Origin of the sequence: Streptomyces sp. NPDC005263, from assembly GCF_042872365.1 — a bacterium.
Classification (GTDB): domain Bacteria; phylum Actinomycetota; class Actinomycetes; order Streptomycetales; family Streptomycetaceae; genus Streptomyces.
Genome location: NZ_JBIAKJ010000008.1, coordinates 1 through 21,248, shown reverse-complemented (window position 1 = coordinate 21,248; position 21,248 = coordinate 1). Strand labels below are relative to the sequence as shown.

19 protein-coding genes and 3 pseudogenes are annotated in these 21,248 nt (G+C 72.1%); 13 read left to right on the top strand and 9 right to left on the bottom strand.

All coding sequences use genetic code 11. The features are described 5' to 3' along the window. The first annotated feature begins 2 nt into the window (after positions 1–2). Positions 3–449, top strand: a complete 447-nt coding sequence (locus ACFYRY_RS31315) for a GNAT family N-acetyltransferase (protein ID WP_389153070.1) — start codon at positions 3–5, stop codon at positions 447–449. A gap of 42 nt (positions 450–491) precedes the next feature. Here the strand turns inward: ACFYRY_RS31315 and ACFYRY_RS31310 are convergent, their stop codons facing one another. Continuing rightward, positions 492–1,274: a CDP-alcohol phosphatidyltransferase family protein gene (locus ACFYRY_RS31310; protein WP_389153885.1), complete on the bottom strand. Its 783-nt coding sequence runs from the start codon at positions 1,272–1,274 to the stop codon at positions 492–494. A gap of 108 nt (positions 1,275–1,382) precedes the next feature. Between ACFYRY_RS31310 and ACFYRY_RS31305 the strand changes: the two genes are divergently transcribed. From ACFYRY_RS31305 to ACFYRY_RS31285, 5 genes and pseudogenes are all read left to right on the top strand, one after another. After that, positions 1,383–2,366: a zinc-binding alcohol dehydrogenase gene (locus tag ACFYRY_RS31305; protein ID WP_389153067.1), complete on the top strand. Its 984-nt coding sequence runs from the start codon at positions 1,383–1,385 to the stop codon at positions 2,364–2,366. 153 nt (positions 2,367–2,519) lie between these two features. Continuing rightward, positions 2,520–2,918, top strand: a complete 399-nt coding sequence (locus tag ACFYRY_RS31300; RefSeq protein ID WP_389153064.1) for a 6-pyruvoyl tetrahydropterin synthase family protein — start codon at positions 2,520–2,522, stop codon at positions 2,916–2,918. An 11-nt stretch (positions 2,919–2,929) separates the two neighbouring features. After that, positions 2,930–4,099 carry a glycosyltransferase family 4 protein gene (locus ACFYRY_RS31295; RefSeq protein ID WP_389153882.1) on the top strand — a complete coding sequence of 390 codons (1,170 nt, stop codon included), beginning with the start codon at positions 2,930–2,932 and terminating at the stop codon, positions 4,097–4,099. Continuing rightward, positions 4,096–5,100, top strand: a complete 1,005-nt coding sequence (locus ACFYRY_RS31290; protein WP_389153061.1) for a class I SAM-dependent methyltransferase — start codon at positions 4,096–4,098, stop codon at positions 5,098–5,100. The genes ACFYRY_RS31295 and ACFYRY_RS31290 overlap by 4 nt, the downstream gene beginning before the upstream one ends. Continuing rightward, positions 5,097–6,440, top strand: a pseudogene (locus ACFYRY_RS31285) (lysylphosphatidylglycerol synthase domain-containing protein); the annotation flags it as partial. The gene ACFYRY_RS31290 and the pseudogene ACFYRY_RS31285, both read left to right, overlap by 4 nt. A 116-nt stretch (positions 6,441–6,556) precedes the next feature. On the opposite strand, the gene ACFYRY_RS31280 reads toward ACFYRY_RS31285, so the two are convergent. Further along, positions 6,557–7,345, bottom strand: a complete 789-nt coding sequence (locus tag ACFYRY_RS31280; protein WP_389153058.1) for a creatininase family protein — start codon at positions 7,343–7,345, stop codon at positions 6,557–6,559. Positions 7,346–7,383: 38 nt separating this feature from the next. On the opposite strand from ACFYRY_RS31280, the gene ribA reads away from it, so the two are divergent. The 3 genes and pseudogenes from ribA (at position 7,384) to ACFYRY_RS31265 (ending at position 9,302) form a co-directional block, all read left to right on the top strand. Continuing rightward, positions 7,384–8,043, top strand: coding sequence for a GTP cyclohydrolase II (gene ribA, locus ACFYRY_RS31275; RefSeq protein WP_389153055.1), 660 nt, complete (start codon positions 7,384–7,386; stop codon positions 8,041–8,043). Positions 8,044–8,094: 51 nt separating this feature from the next. After that, positions 8,095–8,256, top strand: a pseudogene (locus ACFYRY_RS31270) (sarcosine oxidase subunit beta); the annotation flags it as partial. Next, positions 8,253–9,302 carry a saccharopine dehydrogenase gene (locus ACFYRY_RS31265; RefSeq protein ID WP_389153052.1) on the top strand — a complete coding sequence of 350 codons (1,050 nt, stop codon included), beginning with the start codon at positions 8,253–8,255 and terminating at the stop codon, positions 9,300–9,302. The pseudogene ACFYRY_RS31270 and the gene ACFYRY_RS31265, both read left to right, overlap by 4 nt. A 7-nt stretch (positions 9,303–9,309) precedes the next feature. Here ACFYRY_RS31265 and ACFYRY_RS31260 read toward each other — a convergent pair whose 3' ends face one another. Next, positions 9,310–10,539 carry a serine hydrolase domain-containing protein gene (locus ACFYRY_RS31260; protein ID WP_389153049.1) on the bottom strand — a complete coding sequence of 410 codons (1,230 nt, stop codon included), beginning with the start codon at positions 10,537–10,539 and terminating at the stop codon, positions 9,310–9,312. Between the two features lie 196 nt (positions 10,540–10,735). Between ACFYRY_RS31260 and ACFYRY_RS31255 the strand changes: the two genes are divergently transcribed. Both ACFYRY_RS31255 and ACFYRY_RS31250 read left to right on the top strand, forming a co-directional pair. Then, positions 10,736–11,170 (top strand): PPOX class F420-dependent oxidoreductase, encoded by a 435-nt coding sequence (locus ACFYRY_RS31255; RefSeq protein WP_389153046.1) that lies wholly within the window; start codon positions 10,736–10,738, stop codon positions 11,168–11,170. Between the two features lie 122 nt (positions 11,171–11,292). Next, positions 11,293–12,360, top strand: coding sequence for an N-acetylmuramoyl-L-alanine amidase (locus ACFYRY_RS31250; protein ID WP_389153043.1), 1,068 nt, complete (start codon positions 11,293–11,295; stop codon positions 12,358–12,360). 154 nt (positions 12,361–12,514) lie between these two features. Here ACFYRY_RS31250 and ACFYRY_RS31245 read toward each other — a convergent pair whose 3' ends face one another. Both ACFYRY_RS31245 and ACFYRY_RS31240 read right to left on the bottom strand, forming a co-directional pair. Next, the gene (locus ACFYRY_RS31245; protein ID WP_389153040.1) at positions 12,515–13,864 is read right to left on the bottom strand and encodes an MFS transporter; all 1,350 of its coding nucleotides are present in this window, start codon (positions 13,862–13,864) and stop codon (positions 12,515–12,517) included. 127 nt (positions 13,865–13,991) lie between these two features. Further along, positions 13,992–14,657, bottom strand: coding sequence for a TetR/AcrR family transcriptional regulator (locus tag ACFYRY_RS31240; RefSeq protein ID WP_389153037.1), 666 nt, complete (start codon positions 14,655–14,657; stop codon positions 13,992–13,994). Positions 14,658–14,819: 162 nt separating this feature from the next. Here ACFYRY_RS31240 and ACFYRY_RS31235 point away from each other — a divergent pair, with 162 nt between their 5' ends. Continuing rightward, positions 14,820–15,704, top strand: a complete 885-nt coding sequence (locus tag ACFYRY_RS31235) for a shikimate dehydrogenase (protein WP_389153034.1) — start codon at positions 14,820–14,822, stop codon at positions 15,702–15,704. 48 nt (positions 15,705–15,752) lie between these two features. Continuing rightward, complete coding sequence (locus tag ACFYRY_RS31230; protein ID WP_389153031.1) at positions 15,753–17,558, top strand: bifunctional sugar phosphate isomerase/epimerase/4-hydroxyphenylpyruvate dioxygenase family protein; 1,806 nt, start codon at positions 15,753–15,755, stop codon at positions 17,556–17,558. Here ACFYRY_RS31230 and ACFYRY_RS31225 read toward each other — a convergent pair. From ACFYRY_RS31225 to ACFYRY_RS31210, 4 genes and pseudogenes are all read right to left on the bottom strand, one after another. Beyond that, the gene (locus tag ACFYRY_RS31225) at positions 17,545–19,008 is read right to left on the bottom strand and encodes a membrane-associated oxidoreductase (protein ID WP_389153028.1); all 1,464 of its coding nucleotides are present in this window, start codon (positions 19,006–19,008) and stop codon (positions 17,545–17,547) included. The two genes, ACFYRY_RS31230 and ACFYRY_RS31225, sit on opposite strands and share 14 nt — an antisense overlap. A 252-nt stretch (positions 19,009–19,260) precedes the next feature. Further along, positions 19,261–19,848, bottom strand: a complete 588-nt coding sequence (locus ACFYRY_RS31220; RefSeq protein ID WP_389153025.1) for a histidine phosphatase family protein — start codon at positions 19,846–19,848, stop codon at positions 19,261–19,263. Positions 19,849–19,855: 7 nt separating this feature from the next. Beyond that, complete coding sequence (gene gnd, locus ACFYRY_RS31215; RefSeq protein WP_389153880.1) at positions 19,856–20,737, bottom strand: phosphogluconate dehydrogenase (NAD(+)-dependent, decarboxylating); 882 nt, start codon at positions 20,735–20,737, stop codon at positions 19,856–19,858. A 10-nt stretch (positions 20,738–20,747) separates the two neighbouring features. Next, positions 20,748–21,248 (bottom strand): annotated as a pseudogene (locus ACFYRY_RS31210) (glucose-6-phosphate isomerase); the annotation flags it as partial.

Below are 21,248 nucleotides of genomic sequence, written 5' to 3'. Positions count from 1 at the left end.
GCATGGACAACCAAGACATTCGGGTGGAGATCGCCCGGGAGGCGGATCAGGAACTCGTCGACGCCTTCGGCCGGATGTTGCCGCAGCTGTCCTCGGCCGCGACCCCGCTCGACCTCGCGATGGTCGACACCATCCTGAAGTGCGACGCGAACACCGTGCTGGTCGCCCGCACCGCCGACACGATCGTCGGCACCCTGACGCTGGTGATGTTCCCCGTGCCGAGCGGGCTGCGGGCCCGGGTGGAGGACGTGGTCGTCGACCACGCGGCACGCGGTCACGGAGTCGCCGGGCTGCTCACCCTGGAGGCTCTGCGGCTGGCCCGGGAGGCGGGGGCACGGACCGTCGACCTCACCTCGCGACCCGACCGGGCCGCGGCGAACCGGCTGTACGAGCGGCTGGGGTTCCGGCCCCGGGAATCCACCGTGTACCGGGTGCCGCTGCGGGGCTGACGGGCCAGGAGCCGGTCCGGTACCCGTGGTACGGGCGCCGGATCAGGACGCCACCGGCTCCGGCTCCGACACCAGTTCCAACTCCAGCATCTGCGCCACCGCGGCCTCCTGGGACCGGTACGTCCGCCACAGCCACAGGATGTCCCGGCCGAACGACCACACCAGCAGGGCCAGCGCGACGGCGACGACGCCGAAGTTCGCCGGGTACGGCAGGAGGCCGGAGGCGGCCAGGAGAAGGAGGACGCCCTGGAGCGCGGCCACCGTCTTGCGGGCCATGCTCGGGGGAAGGGGCGCGTTGAGCCAGGGAAGGGCGCGGGCCGCGGCGACGAACGCATAGCGCATCGTGCCTATCAGGAGGACCCAGGGGCCCAGGGACATCGAGAGGTAGACGCTGAGCACCAGGATCAGGAACGCGTCGACCTCCATGTCGAAACGCGCGCCCAGCGGGGTCGACGTGCCCGTGCGGCGGGCCACCTTGCCGTCGACCCCGTCGAGTATCAGGGCCACCGCCGTCAGACCCACGAACAGCGTGACCGGCGGTGAGCTCTCGAAGGAGTCCGCGACCAGCGCCGTGACACCGCCGACCAGCGTCGCCCGGCCGAGAGTCACCCGGTTCGCCGGGCCGAAGGAACGCGGCTGTGAGCGGTGCAGGGCCCGGGAGAGCACCGCCCAGGTGGCGACGGCGAAGGCGAGGCCGGTCAGCCAGCCCGCCGGCCCCATGCCGATCGCCGTACCGAGCAAGGCCAGCAAAAGGATCTGCAGGCCCGCTCCCACCGCGGTCTCCTGCTGGACCAGCCTTGCTTCGTAAGTGTTGTTCAGGGCCACCGCACATTCCTCCGGCCAGGTGACAGAGTCGATCAAGGACGCGTACTGTGCGCGACCTGTGCACACCTCGGTACGTGAACCGCTTCCCGATCGTTCAGGAGGATGCCGATGAAGCGCACCGCGCGTGCTTTCTGGCTCAGCTCACCCGGCCACGGCGAAATACGCGACCTGACCCTGCCGGACCCCGGCGAGGGCGACGTGGTCGTCCGCTCGCTGTACTCCGGGGTCAGCCGGGGCACGGAGACCCTGGTGTTCCGCGGCGGGGTGCCTCAGAGCCAGTACGCGGCCATGCGGGCCCCGTTCCAGGAAGGCGACTTCCCGGCACCGGTGAAGTACGGCTACCTCAGCGTCGGACTGGTGGAGGAGGGGCCCGAGGCCCTGGTCGGCCGGACCGTCTTCTGCCTCCACCCGCACCAGACGCGGTACGTCGTCCCGGTGGACGCGGTGACGGTCGTACCGGCGGACGTGCCCGCCCCACGGGCCGTCCTCGCCGGGACCGTCGAGACCGCGGTGAACGCCCTGTGGGACGCGGCCCCCCTGGTCGGCGACCGGATCGCGGTCGTCGGCGGCGGCATGATCGGCAGCTCGGTGGCCGCCCTGCTGGCCCGCTTCCCCGGGACCCGGGTCCAGTTGGTGGACGCCGACCCCGCCCGGGCCAAGACCGCCCAGGCGCTCGGCGTCGACTTCGCGACCCCCGGCGACGCGCTCGGCGACTGCGACTTGGTCGTCCACGCCAGCGCCACCGAACAGGGCCTGACCCGTGCCCTCGAACTGCTGAGGCCCGAAGGCACCGTCCTCGAACTGAGCTGGTACGGCGACCGGCAGGTCAGCCTCCCGCTCGGCGAGGCCTTCCACTCCAGGCGCCTAATCGTCCGCAGCAGCCAGGTCGGCTCCGTCTCCCCGGCCCGCCGCTCAAGCCGCAGTTACGCCGACCGGCTCGCCCTCGCGCTCGACCTGCTCGCCGACCCGGCCCTGGACGCCCTCGTCACCGGCGAAAGCGAGTTCGAGCAACTGCCGGACGTGCTGCCCCGGCTGACCTCCGGCGAGATCCCCGCCCTCTGCCACCGGGTCCGATACGACCAGCAAACCTGACACACAGGTCCAATCCCGTACGAGAAGGGCGCCTGACCTGAGAAAAGAGTGGGAGGGGGCTGAACAACGGGGGGTGAGGAGCCGTATTACCCGGCATCCCCCGGCAGGGAACCAGCTGGGGGACCAGACGCGCCGCACCTGGAGGGTCGTCCGTTGTTCAGCATCACCGTCCGCGATCACATCATGATCGCCCACAGCTTCCGCGGCGAGGTCTTCGGACCCGCGCAACGCCTGCATGGAGCGACGTTCCTGGTGGACGCCACGTTCCGGCGCGAGCAGCTGGACGACGACAACATCGTCGTCGACATCGGACTGGCCACACAGGAACTCGGGGCCGTAGTCAGCGAGCTGAACTACCGCAACCTCGACAACGAGCCCGATTTCGCCGGAGTCAACACGTCCACGGAGTACCTGGCGAAGGTCATCGCCGACCGGCTCGCCGAACGCGTTCACAAGGGCGCGCTCGGCGAGGGCGCCAAGGGCCTGGCGGGCCTCACCGTCTCGCTGCACGAGTCGCATGTCGCCTGGGCGAGTTATGAGCGTGCGCTGTGACCGACACCACCATGGAGCGGACCACCACGCTCGGCTACGTGCCGGTGCAGAACTCCGTACTCAAGCACGCGGAGATCATCCCGATGTCGCTGCGTTCCGTGCACTTCGTCCTGCCGGGCGGCGTGAACGACCCGGCCGCCCCCAGCGGCGGCAACGCCTACGACCGGCGGGTCAGCCTGGATCTGCCCGGCTTCGGCTGGCAGGTCCACCAGCACGCCGTGGACGGCAGCTGGCCGAGTCCCGGAGTGGCCGCCCGCGCGGAACTCGCCCGGGTGCTGCGGGAGCTGCCGGACGGCACGGTGGTGCTGCTGGACGGGCTGGTCGCCTGCGGGGTGCCCGAGATCGTCGTCCCCGAGGCGGAACGACTGCGCCTGGCCGTCCTGGTGCACCTCCCGCTCGGTGACGAGACGGGACTGGACCCGGCGGTGGCCGCGGACCTCGACGCCCGGGAACGTACCGTGCTGCGGGCCGTCCCGGCCGTCATCGCCACCAGCGACTGGGCCGTACGCAGACTCGTCTCGCACCACGGCCTCGCCCCCGAGCGGGTCCATGTCGCCGCCCCCGGCGCCGACATCGCCCCCCTCGCCTCCGGCACCGACGGCGTCTCCCGGCTGCTGTGCGTGGCCTCCGTGACCCCGCGCAAGGGACAGCACCGGCTGGTGGAGGCGCTGGCCACGGTGACCGAACTGCCGTGGAGCTGCGTCTTCGTCGGCGGGCTCGGGCACGACCCGGAGTACGTCGCCGGGCTGCGGGCACTGATCAGCGAGCACGGCCTCCAGGACCGCCTGCACCTCGCGGGCCCCCAGACCGGCGCCGCACTCGACGCCAGCTACGCCTCAGCCGACCTCATGGTCCTCGCCTCCTACGCCGAGACCTACGGCATGGCGGTGACCGAGGCGCTCGCCCGCGGCATCCCGGTGCTGGCGACGGACGTCGGCGGGCTCGCGGAGGCCGTCGGGCGGGCGCCCGACGGAGGAGTGCCCGGCATCCTCGTCCCGCCGGAGGACCCCGCCGCCCTCGCCGCCGAACTGCGCGGCTGGTTCGGCGAGGCGGACGTACGACGTCGCCTGAAGGCCGCGGCCCGGGGCCGACGGGCCGCACTGGGCGGCTGGGCGACCACGGCTCGCAGCCTGGCCGGAGTTCTGGGCCGACTGCCGAACGAACCCAGGAGGGCGGCATGACGGAGACGGCGATGACCAAGCAGGCGGGGAAGATCCCGACCCAGCCCGGCCCCCGCGAGGCGGTCGGCGGTACCGGAGCGGTCACGAACACCGTGATCGCCGGTGCGGGCCCCACCCTCGGCCCCGGCGAGCGGGCCACCGTGCGGCTGCGGGACGCCGGCCCCGACGACCCGCCGCGGTACGCCCCCGAGTGGCTGGAGCTGCGGGAAGGGGCCGACGCCCTCGGGCGGTCGAACGACCTGCTCGACCCGCTGCGGATCCGGCTCGCGAACCTGCCCGGGAAGGCCGGTCTGGTCATCCACGACCTGGGCTGCGGCACCGGCTCGATGGGCCGCTGGCTGGCCCCCCGCCTGGACGGCGCCCAGCATTGGATCCTGCACGACCGGGACCCCTACCTCCTGCACTTCGCCGCCGTCGCCTCCCCGCGCTCCGCCGCAGACGGCAGCCGGGTCACCGTGGAGACACGCCGCGGTGACGTCGCCCGGCTGACCACGGACGTCCTCGCCGGAGCGTCCCTGGTGACGGCCTCCGCCCTGCTCGACGTCCTCACCCGCGAGGAGATCGACGCCCTCGCCGCCGCCTGCACCGGCGCCGGCTGCCCGGCCCTGCTGACCCTGTCGGTGGCCGGCCGGGTCGACCTCACCCCCTCCGACCCGCTGGACGCGGAGATCGCCGAGGCGTTCAACGCCCACCAGCGCCGCGACGGCCTGCTCGGGCCGGACGCCATCAACGCGGCGTGCGAGGCGTTCTCCGAGCGCGGCGCCACGGTACGGCTGCACCCGAGCCCCTGGCGGCTCGGCCCCTCCGAGTCGGCGCTGACCGCGCAGTGGCTGCGCGGCTGGGTCGGCGCGGCCGTCGAGGAACGGCCCGAGCTGGCACCGCGCGCGGAACGGTATCTGCGCGAGCGCCTCGCGGCCTGCGAGGCGGGGGAGTTGCGGGTCGTCGTGCACCACAGCGACCTGCTGGCGCTGTCCCGGCCGACGACCGGCGGGGAGTCATGAAGGTGGAGACGGTGGGCGTGGGGGCGGCCCGGTCCACTGTCGGGCCGCGCGCGCCGAGCGCCGTGCCGTGTCAGCAGGCCGCCGAACCGCGGGAGGCGGACATCCCCTCACGCGAGCGGGACATCACCCAGGGCGAGTCGAACACCGAACAGCGGGGGCAGCCGACTCAGCGGTACGAGGGCCCGGTCGAGGTCTTCGCGCTCCCGACCGGAGCGGGCGTGCCCTCACCCGAGGACCTCATCGCCCGCACCAAGATCCTCACGGCCCGCACCGAGGCCCTCGCCGCCCGCGACGAGCTGCTCGCGGGCCGGGCGGAGGTTCCGGCGGCGCGCGGTGAGGTGGTCGCGGACTGCGCCGAGACGCCCGCTCCTCGCGGTGAGGTGATCGCGGCCTGCGCCGAGGTGCCCGCTCCTCGCGCTGAGGTGGTCGCCGCCCGTACCGAGACGCCCGGGGCGAGGCCCGAAGCGGGTGCCTCGGCCGCGCCCCGGTGGCGGTCCGTCCTGGGCGGCGTTCGGGATCGCGTCAACTCCAGGGCCGTCCGCACCCACTTCGGCACCGTCGTCGGTGTCGTCATCCTCGCCGTCCTCCTGTGGCGCATGGGCACCGGCGTCTTCCTGGACGGTCTGCGGCGCATCGACGCGCCGACCCTGCTGGTGGCCGTCGGTATCGGGCTGCTCACCACCGTGTTCAGCGCCTGGCGCTGGGCGCTGGTGGCCCGCGGCCTGGGAATCAGGCTGCCCCTGAAACCGGCCGTGGCCGACTACTACCGGGCGCTGTTCCTGAACGCCGCCCTGCCCGGCGGTGTCCTCGGGGACGTCCACCGGGCGGTCAGACACGGACAGAGCACCGGTGACCTCGGCCGCGGAGTCCGCGCCGTCGTCCTGGAACGCGCCGCCGGACAGGTCGTCCTGGCCGTCGTGGGCGCCGCCGTGCTGCTGACCATGCCCTCGCCCGTGCTGGCCGACGCCCGGCACCTCGCCCCGCTGATCGGCCTCGCCGCGCTCGGCGCCCTCGCGGTCGTCCTGGCCCTGCGCATGAACCGCGCCCCCTCCCGGCGCGGACGCGCCCTGCGGGCCGGCCTCGCCGAGGCCCGCGAAGGGCTGCTGTCCCGCCGTAACTGGCCCGGCGTCGCACTGTCCTCGGCCGTGGTCCTCGCCGGACACCTCGCGATGTTCGTGGTCGCCGCCCGCGTCGCCGGGTCCAGCGCCTCCGTCGCCGTACTGCTGCCCCTCGCGGTCCTCGCCCTGCTCGCGATGGGGCTGCCGCTGAACGTCGGCGGCTTCGGCCCCCGCGAGGGCGTCACCGCCTGGGCGTTCGGCGCGGCCGGCCTCGGCGCGAGCAGCGGGCTGGCGGTCGCGGTGGTGTACGGGGTGCTCAGCTTCGTGGCGGCCCTGCCGGGCGCCCTCGTCCTGGTCGCCCGGTGGTACACCGGCCTGCGCGGCGCGGACGCCGCCGACTACGCGGACTCGGAATCCGCGGACCTCGGGGTGCCGTCGGTGGACGTGAGCATCGAGAAATACGCCCCGAAGGAATCGGCGAAGCCCGCCAGCAGTTCCTTCCCCTTTTCCGCGGATCCCAGGGAAGGACGGCCAATGACGCCCGAATCGGTATAGGCGGACATTCCGACGGTGAGCAGATGACGGCGGTCGTCCGCGACGAAATCGGCGGACTCGTAACCGGGTCGGACCATTTCGGGATGGGCGTGCAGCAGGATGGAGGTCTCGATCTCCCCCGCGTGCATGTCGGTGAGCAGCGAGGTCGCCACCTGGGCCCGCTCCCTGGCCGCCTCCCAGTCCTCCGGGGCCGGGAAGAGCGCCATCCGCTCACCGCGGGCGGAGGACTCCTGGACGACATTGCCCAGGACGTAGTTCCCGCCGTGCCCGTTGACCAGTACCAGGGCCTCGACGCCCGAGCGGCGCAGCGACGCCGCGATGTCCCGTACCACCGCGTGAAGGGTCACCGAGGAGATGCTGACGGTTCCCGGCCAGGCCGCGTGCTCGTGCGAGCAGGCGATGGTCACCGGCGGAAGGAGGTGCACCGGGTACGCGGCGGCGATCTCCCGGGCTATGGCGCAGGCCACGAGCGTGTCGGTCGCCAACGGAAGGTACGGCCCGTGCTGTTCGAAGCTCCCGACCGGAAGTATCGCCACCTGGGTTGAGACGCCCGCGCCTCGCGTCCGTACATCTTCCGTAGTGTCCGCCGGCACCAGGCCGTACGCCGCCGACCGTATGCCCGAACCACTCATCTCTTCACGGCCTTTCGTCTCTGCTTAGGAACCAGATCATGACAGAAAAAATTGGCGTGCTCGGCAAGAAGTCGCCGCAGCGCACGGGTGTGGAACGCGTCGTGAATGCCCCGCTGCCCACCGTCTACGGGAAATTCCAGGCGGTCGGCTATCTCGATCACGACCGTGGCGAGGAGCAAGTGGCTCTGGTCTACGGCGAGATCGGCACGGACGACGTCCTCACGCGTCTGCATTCCGAATGCCTGACCGGTGACGCGTTCGGTTCCCAGCACTGCGAGTGCGGCGACCAGTTGGCCTCCGCGCTGCGCGCGGTCGCCGCGGAGGGCCGCGGCATCGTCGTCTACCTCAGGGGGCACGAAGGCCGGGGCATCGGCCTGCTCGCCAAGCTGCGGGCGATGGCGCTGCAGGCGGAGGGCCTGGACACCGTGGAGGCGAACCTGGCGCTCGGTCTGCCGGTGGACGCCCGCGACTACGGCGTCGCCGCGGAGATCCTGCACGACCTGGGCGTGAACTCGGTCCGCCTGATGTCCAACAACCCGCGCAAGCGCGAGGCGCTGCTGCGGCACGGCATCCAGGTCGCGGAGACGGTGCCGCTGCTGATACCGCCGTGCGAGAACAACATCACCTACCTGCGTACCAAGCGGGAGCGTCTGGACCACCACCTGCCCCATCTGGACGCGGTCGTCAGCTCCTCCTGAACCCCGGGCCCCGCGGCGGTCGGCCGGTGCCACTCCGGCGCCGACCGCCGCGCCCGCGGTGGGCGCCGCCACGGCTTCCCCCGGGGACCCGCCGTCGGCGAGGTCATCCGCGACCTGTACCTGGGCGGCCGCGTACCCTTCGTGAACGTCAGCCCGCTCGGCGCCGGCCGGTTCGCGGCCGACGCACCGCGACCGGAGGCCCACCTGGTATGACCGAGCTCCATCTGTGGCTGCGCCACGAGGTCCGCACCACCGAGCGGCGCACGCCGATCGTGCCGTCCGACGCCCGCGGGCTCGTCGAGAACGGAGTGACGCTCACCGTCGAGGAGTCCCCGCAGCGGATCTTTCCCGTCGAGCAGTACGAGGCGGCCGGCTGCCGGGTCGTCCCGGCCGGGTCGTGGATCTCGGCGCCGACCGACGCCGTCATCCTCGGGCTGAAGGAACTCCCCGACGAACCAGCCGAGTTGAGGCACCGGCACATCTTCTTCGGGCACGCCTACAAACGGCAGCCGTCCGCCGCCGCCCTGCTCGGCCGGTTCACCGCCGGGAAAGGGGCGTTGTTCGACCTCGAATACCTGGTGAACGACACCGGCCGTCGCCTCGCGGCGTTCGGCTTCTGGGCCGGTTACCTGGGCGCCGCCCTCGCCGTGCTCCAGCACCGGGGCCGCCTCGCCGCACCCCTGACGCCCACCGACAAGGACGCCCTGGACGCGACGCTGCGTCCGGTCGCCGGGGACGAGGAGTTCACCGCCCTGGTGATCGGCGCCCTCGGCCGCAGCGGACGGGGCGCGCGGGTGGCCCTCCGCACGGCCGGCGTCGAACCCACCAGCTGGGACCTGGAAGAGACCCACGACCTGGACCGGCCGGCCCTGCTCGCGCACGACGTGATGGTGAACGCGGTCCTCGCCACGACCCCCGTCCCGCCCTTCCTCCGCGACGTGGACCTCGACACCCCCGCCCGTCGGCTGCGCACCCTGTGCGACGTCACCTGCGACGTCGGCTCACCCCTGAACGTCCTGCCGGTCTACGACCGCACCACCGACTGGGAGGAGCCCGCCCGGCGGCTGCGCGAGGAACCCCCGCTGGATCTCATCGCCATCGACAACCTCCCGTCCCTGCTGCCGAAGGAGTCCAGCACCGACTTCTCGGCCGCCCTGCTGCCGCAGCTGCTCGATTTCGAGGTGGGCGGCGCCTGGGGACGCTGCCTGGACCGGTTCCATCAGGCATGCCGTGAACTGGGCCTCGAACCAGGGGCGTAGAGGGGCGCTAGTCGGTGACCGCCTCGTGCACCAGCCGTTTGAGGTCCGGGAAGAGCGCGAGGGACTTCTTCGGCCGTAGCTGTGTCATGAACTGCACGGTCAGGTCGCGGCTCGGGTCCACCCAGAACGTCGTCGTCGCCACCCCGCTCCAGCCGTACGTGCCGAGGCCCGCGGGCGCCAGGGTGCGGGACGGGTCGGTGACCACGGAGACGCCGAGGCCGAAGCCGACGCCGTCGTTGCCGGGTTCGTCGTGCGCGGGTTTGCTGCCGACCGCACGCAGGTCGGCGCCGCCCGGAAGGTGGTTGGAGGTCATCAGGTCCACCGACTCGGGGGACAGGAGACGGACACCGTCGAGTTCGCCGCGGCGGCGCAGCAGCTCCATGAAGCGGTGCACGTCGTGCGCGGACGCCGCCAGGCCTCCGCTGCCGGACAGGAAGCGGGGCCGGCCCCGCAGCGGGAGTCCGGGGATCGGCTCGATACCGCCGCCGTCGGCGTCCCCGTACAACTCGGCCAGTCGGCCCGCCTGTTCGGGGGCGACGTGGAAACCGGCGTCGGTCATCCCGAGCGGCCCGAGGACCCGCTCGGCGAAGAACGTGTCGAGCGGCTGTCCCGACACCACCTCGATGATCCGGCCCAGCACGTTGGAGGCGACGGAGTAGTTCCACTGGGTGCCCGGCTCGTACTGCAGCGGCAGACTCGCGTACACGTCGACCGTCTCAGCCAGGGTCGAGCCCGGTATCACCGACGACGCCAGGCCCGCCTGACGGTAGAGGGCGTCCACCGGGTGGGTGTGGTAGAAGGCGAAGGTCAGGCCCGCGGTGTGGGTCATCAGATGCCGTACCCGTATCGGTCCGGCGGCCGGGCGGGTCACCAGGTCGGCGCCGGAGCCGCTGACGTACACCCGGGGCTCGGCGAAGGCCGGCAGATACCGCTCGACCGGGTCGTCCAGCGACAGCCGGCCCTCCTCGACCAGGAGCAGCGCGGCGACCGCGGTGACCGGCTTGGTCATGGAGTAGATCCGCCACAGCGTGTCCGGCTCGACCGGCAGACCGGCCGCGATGTCCCGGTGGCCGTGCGTCGTGAGGTGGGCGACACGGCCGCCGCGGGCGACAGCCACCAGGAAACCGGGCAGGCGGCCCTCGTCCACGTAGTGAGCGACATGCTGGTCGAGGCGGTCCAGCGCCTTGGCGTCCAGCCCGACCTCGCGGGGGTCCACCTCTTGCCGCAGCTGTGCCATCGTTCTCCTCCGTCACCGTTCGTCGAGGTGCGGTCCGTCCTACCCGCCGGAAACGGCCTCAGACATCATCGTCGCGCAGGAACAGACGTCCGGGGACCCGCACTCCCAAGATCGTCGCCAGTGTCACAGTGATCTTCCGTCCCCGCTGCCCACGACGGGGGGAATGCGCACCTCGCCCCCTCAGGTTGTCGCTGGCATGACTCAGGACCCGAAACAGAACGCACTGCTCGCGCTGCTCTCCGACGGCCGCAGCGGGGTGCTGGTCACCCTCAAGCGGGACGGCCGTCCCCAGCTCTCGAACGTGAGCCACCACTACTACCCGGAGGAGGGGGTCGTCCGGATCTCGGTCACCGACGACCGTGCCAAGACCCGCAACCTGCGACGGGACCCGCGGGCCTCGTACCACGTGACCTCTGCGGACCATCGCGCCTACACGGTGGTCGAGGGCACCGCCGACCTCCTGCCCGTCGCGAAGGACCCGTACGACCAGACCGTCGAGGAACTGGTCCGCCTCTACCGTGACGTGGTCGGCGAGCACCCCGACTGGGACGACTACCGGGCCGCCATGGTCCGGGACGGCCGCCTGGTGGTGCGACTGCGGGTGGAACGGGCGTACGGCATTCCCGCGTGAGTCCGGGCATGCGGTTCCTGTGAGTTCCTGTGATCGTTCGGATTCCTCAGCGGTCCCCGCCAGGCCGCCCTACGCTGCGTACGGCGACATGACGGGGACAACGAGAGGGAAACGGAGGCTAGATGGCCACACCACTCACGGCTTCCAGACTGCTCGCCGCACTGCTCGCCGAGGGCTGCACCGTGCACGAGGTCCGCAGCTGGCGGACCCACAACCGCAACGGTGTCGGCGCCTGGGGCCCGGTGTACGGCGTGATGAACCACCACACCGCGACCGGATCCGGAGTCGACGTCGTCGACCTCGTCTACGACGGACGCAGCGACCTGCCCGGCCCGCTCGCCACCGGCTGCATCACCAAGGACGGCGTCGTCCACCTCGTGGGCAACGGCCGCGCCAACCACGCCGGCGGCGGTGCCGGAGCCGTGCTGGCCGCCGTGCGCGACGAGTCGTACGGAGACCGCCCGCCCGCCACGCACCAGCACGAGGGCTCGGCCGGCGCGGTCGACGGCAACCGTTACTTCTACGGCTTCGAGTGCGAGAACCTCGGCAACGGCAAGGACCCGTGGCCGCGTGTGCAGTACGTGGCGATGGTCAAGGCCAACGCCGCGATCTGCCGCGCCCACGGCTGGGGCCGCAAGAGCGCGATCGGCCACCTCGAGTGGAGCGACTGGAAGCCCGACCCGCGCGGCTTCGACATGAAGGACTTCCGTCGTGATCTGGCCGACTGCCTGGCGCTGCCGGCCGGCCACTGGGAGAAGGAGGACCCCATGCCCCTCTACGTGAACCTCGGCATCGACGCGCCGTTCACGCTCAGGCCCGGCGGCGACTGGGACGCCATCGAGTTCACCGCCGAGTGGGCCGACGAACCCGGCGGCCACGCCGATGACGGCTCCGTCTTCGTCCGCGGCCCGGCCCGCTTCACCGGCGAACTCAACCTGCGTGTCTCCGGTCTCCCCGCGGGCCACGCCCTCCAGATGCGCCAGTCCGAGGTCGACTCCACCGGCGCGTACGTCACCGACCACCCCATCGGGGAGCTCATCGGCACCTCCGGCGACACGTTCGGCAAGTTACCCCTCACCGGCCGCGTCGGCTCCCGTCGCCAGATGCGCATCCGGCTGAAGACCTTCGAAACGGTGCCGGTGCGGATCACCAGCGCCGTGCTGAAGCTGATGGTGTGGAAGGAGAGCTGAGGCCTCGGGTAGCGCCGGGGGCGGGGCGGCCGTGGGGAGCGGTCCGCCCCGCTGTGGGCGCACGGGCGGGTGCGGCGAGTGCTGCGGCCCGCTCCGTACGGGAACGACGAGTGGGGTGTGACGGTCGAGGACCCGGAGCAGAGCCGTCAGGCCGTCAGGCCCCCACCGTCTCCGGCTGGGAGGCCTCCGGCCGCGTCCGCTCGCCGAGTTCCTCGGTCGGCACCTTCGCGGTCTCGCGGGCGGACAGGGCGGCGACCACCGGCGGTACGCACAGGGCCGCCGTGAAGAGGGCCACCGCGGACCAGTCGGCGCCGTCCGGGCCGGCGATCTGCGCGGCGAACGTGACCGCGAACCCGGCGACGGCGAAGCCGATCTGGGTGCCGACCGCCATGCCGGACAGGCGGACGCGGGTCGGGAACATCTCGCCGTAGAAGGAGGGCCACACGCCGTTCGCGGCGCTGTAGAGGACACCGAAGGCGACCACGCCGAGGACGAGGGTCAGCGGGTAGGAGCCCGTGGAGATCGCCCACAGGTAGGCGAACATCGCCACCGCGCTGCCCGCGGCGCCGATCAGGAACACCGGGCGGCGGCCGACCCGGTCCGACAGGACGGCCCACAGCGGGATCGCGGCCAGCGCGACCAGGTTGGCCAGCGCGCCCACCCACAGCATCGAGGAGCGGCTCATCCCGACGGAGTCGCTCGTCGCGTACGCCAGCGCCCACACCGTGAAGATCGTGCTGACCGAGGCGACCAGCGCGCCCGCGATCACCCGCAGCACATCCGCCCAGTGCTCGCGCAGCAGCACTGCCAGCGGCAGCTTGGCGACGCCCTCGCCCGAGGCCTGCTGCTGGGCGAAGACGGGGGTCTCGTCCAGCTTGCGCCGGATCACATAGCCCACGACCGCGACCGCGACACTCAGCCAGAACGGGATCCGCCAGCCCCAGGACAGCAGTTGGTCGTCGGGGAGCGCGGCGACCGGGATGAAGACCAGGGTGGCGAGGAGCTGCCCGCCCTGGGTGCCGCTGAGGGTGAAGCTGGTGAAGAAGCCGCGCCGGTGCGGTGGCGCGTGTTCCAGCGTCATCGAGTTGGCGCTGGCCTGCTCGCCCGCCGCCGAGATGCCCTGCAGCACGCGGCACAGGACCAGCAGGACGGGCGCGAGGGTGCCGACCTGGGCGCGGGTCGGCAGGCAGCCGATGAGGAACGTCGACAGGCCCATCAGGATCAGCGTGAAGACCATGATCTTCTTACGGCCGACCCGGTCGCCGATGTGTCCGAGGAACAGGGCGCCGACGGGGCGGGCGGCGTACGCGACACCGAAGGTGGCCAGCGACAGCAGGGTGGCGGTGGCCGGGTCGGACTCGTCGAAGAAGACCTCGGGGAAGATCAACGCGGCGGCACTGCCGTAGATGAAGAAGTCGTAGTACTCCAGGGCGCTGCCGATCCAGGCCGCAGTGGCGGCTTTCTTCGGCTGGCCGGTGGGCGGGGAGGCGGTGGGGACGGACACGGCGTGCTCCTTGTGAGCGGAAGGGGAGGTGCCGGATCTCGGCTAATTAACCCACTGGGTAGTTAGTCGCGGTGGGTGGGATGTTGCGCCGTTGTTTCCCCGGGTGTCAAGAGGTCGCGCGGCGCGCTCACTGCGCCGAGCGTTCAGCCGTCAGGTAGGCGATCACCATGTCGCCCAGCATGGTGCGGTAGCGCTCGCGCTCGGCCGGGTCCACCAGGTCGCGGTCGAACAGCACGCGGAAGGTGTGCCGGTTGGCCACCCGGAAGAAGCAGAACGAGCTGATCATCGCGTGCAGGTCGACAGCGTCGACGTCGGCCGTGAACAGGCCGGACTCCTGGCCCGTCGCCAGGATCCGGCGGATCACGTCGAGGGCGGGCGAGCCGATCCTGCCGAGCTTCTCGGAGGCGGCGATGTGCTGGGCGCCGTGGATGTTCTCGATGCTGACCAGGCGGATGAAGTCCGGGTGCTGCTCGTGGTGGTCGAAGGTGAGCTCGGCCAGGCGCCGGATGGCCGCGACCGGGTCGAGGTGTTCGACGTCGAGCCGCTGCTCGGCCTCGCGGATCACGCCGTACGCCCGCTCCAGGACGGTCGTGAACAGCTGCTCCTTTCCGCCGAAGTAGTAGTAGATCATCCGCTTGGTGGTGCGGGTGCGGGCGGCGATCTCGTCCACCCGGGCCCCGTCGTAGCCGGCCCGGGCGAACTCCTGGGTGGCGACGTCGAGGATCTCGGCCTGGGTACGGGCGGCGTCACGGATCCGCCCGTTCGGTGCTGCCGGTTCGTCGACGCTGGTCATCGGGTTCCTTCGGGCGGTAGGGCCTGTGCCGGTGATTGTAGAAGCCCCGGCGTGCGGACGTCCGGGCGTGTCCGTCTCCCGGGCAGGGGCTTCCCAGGGGCCGCGCCTGCTGCTATGACTAACTCACTGGTTAGTACATTGTTGAGCGGCTCAGGAGGCCACGTGCCCAAGGACTCGTATCTCGTGGCGCTGATCGGTGCCGGAATCGGCCCCTCGCTGAGCCCGGCGCTGCATCAGCGGGAGGCCGACCACCAGGGCCTGCGTCACCTCTACCGGCTGATCGACATCGACACCCTGGGCCTGCCGCCGGAGGCGGTGGGCGACCTGGTGCGGGCCGCCCGGGACCTGGGCTTCGACGGGCTGAACATCACCCACCCCTGCAAGCAGCTGGTCATCCCGCACCTCGACACCCTCTCCCCGCAGGCCGAGGCGCTCGGCGCGGTCAACACCGTCGTCTTCGACGGCGGCCGTGCCATCGGCCACAACACCGACGTCACCGGCTTCGCCGCCTCCTTCGCACGCGGCCTGCCCGACGCACCGCTGGAGCGCGTCGTGCAGCTGGGCGCCGGCGGCGCGGGCGCGGCCGTCGCGCACGCCACGCTCACCCTCGGCGCCGAGCGCGTCACCCTCGTCGACGCGCTGCCCGAGCGGGCCGCCGCCCTCGCCGCGTCACTGAACCGGAGCTTCGGGGACGGCCGGGCCGCCGCCGCGGGCCCCGACCAGCTGCCCGACGTGCTCGCCGAGGCCGACGGAACCGGCGGCCTCATCAACGCGACCCCCACCGGAATGGCCGCCCACCCCGGCCTGCCCCTGCCCGCCGAACTGCTGCGCCCCCGGCTGTGGGTCGCCGAGGTGGTCTACCGCCCCCTGGAGACGGAGCTGCTGCGCACCGCCCGCGCACTGGGCTGCGCCACCCTCGACGGCGGCGGCATGGCCGTCTTCCAGGCCGTCGACGCCTTCCGCCTGTTCACCGGCCGGGAACCCGACAGCGCGCGGATGCTCGCCGCGTTCGCCGAGCTGACCGGGGCCGTGCGGACCCCCCGATAGAGAGCCGCGACGGCCCCCGACACGACCCGAGGAGAGAGAGGTACCGAGGTGCGCACGTGCATCGCCACCGTCTCGCTGAGCGGATCCCTCACCGAGAAGCTCACCGCCGCGGCCCGGGCCGGCTTCGACGGCGTCGAGATCTTCGAGAACGATCTGCTCGCCAGCCCCCTCACCCCCGAGGAGATCCGCGCCCGCTGCGCCGACCTCGGTCTCACCGTCGACCTCTACCAGCCCCTGCGCGACATCGAGGCCGTGCCGCGCGACGAGTCGGCCCGCAACCTGCGGCGCGCCCGGCACAAGTTCGAGCTGATGGGACGCCTCGGCGCCGACACCGTCCTGGTCTGTTCCAGCGTCTCCCCGCTCGCCGTGGACGACGACGCGCTCGCCGCCGAGCAGCTGAGCGAACTGGCCGACCTGGCACAGGACTTCGGCATCCGGGTCGCCTACGAGGCGCTGGCCTGGGGACGGCACGTCAGCACCTACGACCACGCCTGGCGCATCGTCGAGACGGCCCGTCACCCCGCGCTCGGCACCTGCCTGGACAGCTTCCACATCCTGTCCCGATGCTCCGGACCGAAGGACCTGGAAGGGATCGCCGACATCCCCGGAGAGAAGATCTTCTTCCTCCAGCTCGCGGACGCCCCCCTGCTCGCGATGGACGTCCTCCAGTGGAGCCGCCACTACCGCTGCTTCCCCGGCCAGGGCGGCCTCGACGTCGCCGGGCTCCTGCGCCACGTCCTCGCCACCGGCTACGACGGCCCGCTCTCCCTGGAGATCTTCAACGACGTCTTCCGGCAGGCCGAGGCCGGCCCCACCGCCGTGGACGCCCGGCGCTCGCTGCTGGTCCTCCAGGAGACGGTCGGCGTCGCCGCACCGCCCGCCCCGGTCGTGCCCACGGCAGTGGCCTTCGCCGAACTGGTCACCCCGGACGCCGCCCCCGTCGGTGCCCTGCTGGGCGCGCTCGGTTTCGCCCGCACGGCACGCCACCGCAGCAAGCCCGTCGACCTGTGGCAGCAGGGCGAGGCCCGCGTCCTGGTCAACACCGGCACGGCCGTACGCCGGGACGGCACCCACCTGGCCGCGATCGGACTCGAGTCACCGGACCCCGCGGGCGCCGCCCGCCGTGCCGAGGCGCTGCTCGCCCCCGTGCTGCCCCGCCGACGCGCCCCCGCGGACGCCCCGCTCGACGCGGTCGCCGCGCCCGACGGCACGGAACTGTTCTTCTGCGCCACCGGCGACCCCGAACTCCCCGACTGGCGGGCCGACTTCGAGGACGTCCAGCACCCGGCAGCGACCGGAGGCGTGTCCGGCGTCGACCACCTCGCCCTCACCCAGCCCTGGCACCACTTCGACGAGGCGGCCCTCTTCCACCGCGGCGTGCTCGGGCTCCGTGCCCAGGAGAGCGTCGACGTCGCCGACCCCTACGGGCTGCTGCGCAGCCGCGCCGTCACCACCCCCGACGGCGGCGTGCGCATCGCCCTGTCGGTCGGCGCGGCCCCCACCGACGACACCGCCCACGCCCAGCACATCGCGCTCGCCACCGACGACGTGGTCGCCGCGGCCCGGCGCTTCCTCGACGCCGGTGGCCGACTGCTGCCGATCCCCGCGAACTACTACGACGACCTGGCGGCCCGGTACGCGCTCCCCGACGGGGAGCTGGAGACGTACCGCGAACTCGGCATCCTCTACGACCGGGACGCGCACGGCGCCTTCCGCCACTGCTACACCCACACCGTCGGCCGGGTCTTCTTCGAACTCGTCCAGCGCGACGAGGGTTACCGGGGCTACGGCGCCCAGAACGCCCCCGTGCGGCTGGCCGCCCAGCACGCGGTCAGGCGGCTCACTGGCGGCTGACGGTGCGGGTCACGCCGGCGAAGACCGTCGTGGCCAGGACCCAGCCGGCGATGACGAGGGCGTACGACAGCGTCTGGTACCAGCCGTCCGGCGCGAACGCGCCCTCCTGGCCGAAGGAGATGACCGGCAGCAGCAGGTCGAGGGTGTAGAACACCGCGTCGAAGTGCGGTGCCTCGGACGGCTTGAGCGGACGCGGGTGGTGCAGGGCGTAGGCGAGCGAACCGACCGCGAGCAGCGACAGCAGCCAGCCACAGGCACGCAGCGGGCGGAAGCCGTAGCCGACGGTGGCGTCCTGGACGTGGCCCCACAGCCGGCCGTACCAGGGCAGCGTCCTGCGGTGGCGGCGCTGCTTCGCCAGCTGCACCAGCCGGGCCGCGCGGTCGTCACCGATGCGCAGGTAGGACGCGGTCAACTGCTCGTAGGCGTGCGGGACATAGCCGTCCCCGTCCCGCTCCAGCATCGACAGACGACGCTCGGCGGGCTCGTGCGGGGTGAGTGTTGTGTAGACGAGGTCGCTGAGCAGCACCTCGTGCGGCACGACCCCCGGTTCCAGGAAGAGGACGTCCGTCTGGGTGCGGCGCAGATTGAGGGTGCCCTCCATGGGGGTGCCTCTGCGCAGCCACAGCTCCCCGATCGTGCAGCTGCTCGCCCGCAGGGCCGCGTCGCCGGGGTTCACCAGCTGTGCGTACGACAGGTCGAGGCGGCCGGTGACACGGGCGCCCCGCAGGCCGACCCAGCCCCGCACGCGCGCGTGCCGCAGCAGGACGTCACCCTCCACGGTGAGGGTCTCCGCGTCGAGCACGGGATGCCCGGGGCGGCTGAGCCGTGCCTCGTTCAGGTTGATCGATCCGGCGACATGGGCGCCGTTGAGCCGCATCTCGCCGTCCACCCGCAGCTCGGGAGCCCACACGTCGTCGCCGGTGGTCATCTGGTTCAGCTGGAGCACCGGCTCCGTGGCCTGCCCGGCGGTGAGGTGGGCGCGCTCCATGAACAGCGCGTTCGCGATCTGGGCGCCGCCGAGCCGCACCGGCCCGCGCACCACGCAGTCCGACATCCGCAGCACGCCCTCCACCCGCAGCGCGCCGGCCGTCAGGCCGGGCAGGACGGAGGAGCTCAGGTTCAGCTGCCGAAGCCGGGCCCCGTACAGCTGGGGGACTCCCGCGAAGTGACAGTGACTCAGCCGTACGGCGTGGTCGCAGGTCCCGTACCGCAGGTCGAGCGTGCCGGTGATCCGGGCACCCGCCAGTTTCAGGGCGGGTATCTCCCCGTCCTCACGCGGCCCGTTGAGCAGCAGGGCCCGCAACACGGCCGCCCGGACGGTCCGTTCGGGACCCCACTCCTGGCCCTGTGCCGTGTCCTCGTCGTCCGTCTCGCGAAAGTTCACGGACTCGCCGCGCGGGAACGCACGCCACACCCGCAGTTCGGCCGGGGTCAGGTCGTCGATCTCCATCAGCGGGGACTCTGGCGCGCCCGGCCCGCCCTGTCAATGGGCAGACGACGGGCCCGGCACCCGGACGCGCTCACCGCTCAGGGTGAGCCGTCCCGGGTACCGGGCCCGTTCGTACGACGGCCGGGTTCCTACGGCCGGGTTCCTGCGGCCGGATTCCCACGACAGGGTTTCTCCGACCGGTTCGCGCTACGGCGTTCCTGCGGCCGGATTCCCACGACAGGGTTTCTCCGACCGGTTCGCGCTACGGCGTTCCTACGGCCGGGTGTTCCACTCCGCGATGACCGGCCGGTCGTGCTCCGTGGACAACCGGCTGACGGTGCCCGTGGCGAGCTGGAACAGTCGTCCTTCGGACGGGGGCAGACCCAGCCGACGGGCCGTCACGACCCGCAGGAAGTGGCCGTGGGCCACCAGGATCACGTCCCCGTCGGGGAGGGCCTCGTCCACCCGGGCGAGGACGCGGTCGGCGCGCCGGCCTGCCTCCTCGGGCGACTCGCCGGGGTGTCCGGCCGGGCCGGGCGGTACGCCGTCGGTCCACAGGTACCAGTCGGGACGGGTGCGGTGGATCTCGACGGTGGTGACGCCCTCGTAGCCGCCGTAGTCCCATTCATGCAGGTCGGGGTCGGGTACGACCCCGGTGACGCCCGCCAGTTCGGCGGTGCGTATCGCGCGGTCCAGCGGGCTGGTCAGCGCGCGGGCGAAGGTCCGCGACGAGAGGAGCGGAGCGAGGGACTTGGCCTGTTCCTCGCCGCGCTCGGTGAGGGGCAGATCGGTCCAGCTGGTGTGCTGTCCCGATCTGCTCCACTCCGTCTCACCGTGGCGGACCAGCAGAAGGTCCCCCACGGCGCACCTACTTCTTCGCCGACTCGACGGCGTGGCCGCCGAACTGGTTGCGCAGCGCCGCGATCATCTTCATCTGCGGCGAGTCGTCCTGCCGGGACGCGAACCGTGCGAAGAGGGAGGCCGTGATCGCCGGGAGCGGCACGGCGTTGTCGATGGCGGCCTCGACGGTCCAGCGGCCCTCGCCGGAGTCCTGCGCGTAGCCCTTCAGCTTCGCCAGGTGCTCGTCCTCGTCGAGGGCGTCGACGGCCAGGTCGAGCAGCCAGGAACGGATGACCGTGCCCTGCTGCCAGGAGCGGAAGACCTCGCGCACGTCGGTGACCGAGTCCACCGACTCCAGCAGCTCCCAGCCCTCCGCGTACGCCTGCATCATGGCGTACTCGATGCCGTTGTGGACCATCTTGGAGAAGTGCCCGGCGCCGACCTTGCCCGCGTGGACGTAGCCGTAGGGGCCCTCCGGCTTCAGCGCCTCGAAGATCGGCTGGAGCCGGTCGACGTGCTCCTTGTCGCCGCCGACCATCAGGGCGTAGCCGTTCTTGAGACCCCACACGCCGCCGGAGACGCCGGCGTCGACGAAGCCGATGCCCTTGGCGCCGAGCTCCTCGGCGTGCTTCTCGTCGTCGGTCCAGCGGGAGTTGCCGCCGTCGACCACGGTGTCGCCGGCGGACAGCAGGTCGCCGAGTTCGTCGACCACCGACTGGGTGGCCGCGCCGGCCGGCACCATCACCCAGATGGTGCGCGGGGCTTCGAGCTTGTCGACCAGTTCGGCCAGACTGCTCACGTCGGAGACTTCGGCGTTGCGGTCGTAGCCGATGACGGTGTGGCCGGCGCGGCGGACCCGCTCGCGCATGTTCCCGCCCATCTTGCCGAGGCCGATGAGGCCGAGCTGCATCGCTGTCATGTCACTTCACTTCCTTGAGGCCGCGGTAGGCGGCCACGAGAGCGGCGGTTGAGGAGTCGAGGCCGGGTACGTCGGTGCCTTGGGTGAGGGCGGGTTCGACGCGCTTGGCGAGGACCTTGCCGAGTTCGACGCCCCACTGGTCGAAGGAGTCGATGTTCCACACGGCGCCCTGCACGAACACCTTGTGCTCATACAGCGCGATCAGCTGGCCCAGCACCGACGGGGTGAGCTCCCCGGCCAGAATGGTCGTGGTGGGATGGTTGCCCTGGAACGTCTTGTGCGCCACCAGCTCCTCGGGCACACCCTCCGCACGCACCTCCTCAGGGGTCTTGCCGAACGCCAGCGCCTGCGTCTGCGCGAAGAAGTTCGCCATCAGCAGATCGTGCTGCGCCCGCAGCCCCTCACTCAGCTCCCCGAGAGGCCGGGCGAACCCGATGAAGTCCGCCGGGATCAGCTTGGTGCCCTGATGGATCAGCTGGTAATAGGCGTGCTGCCCGTTGGT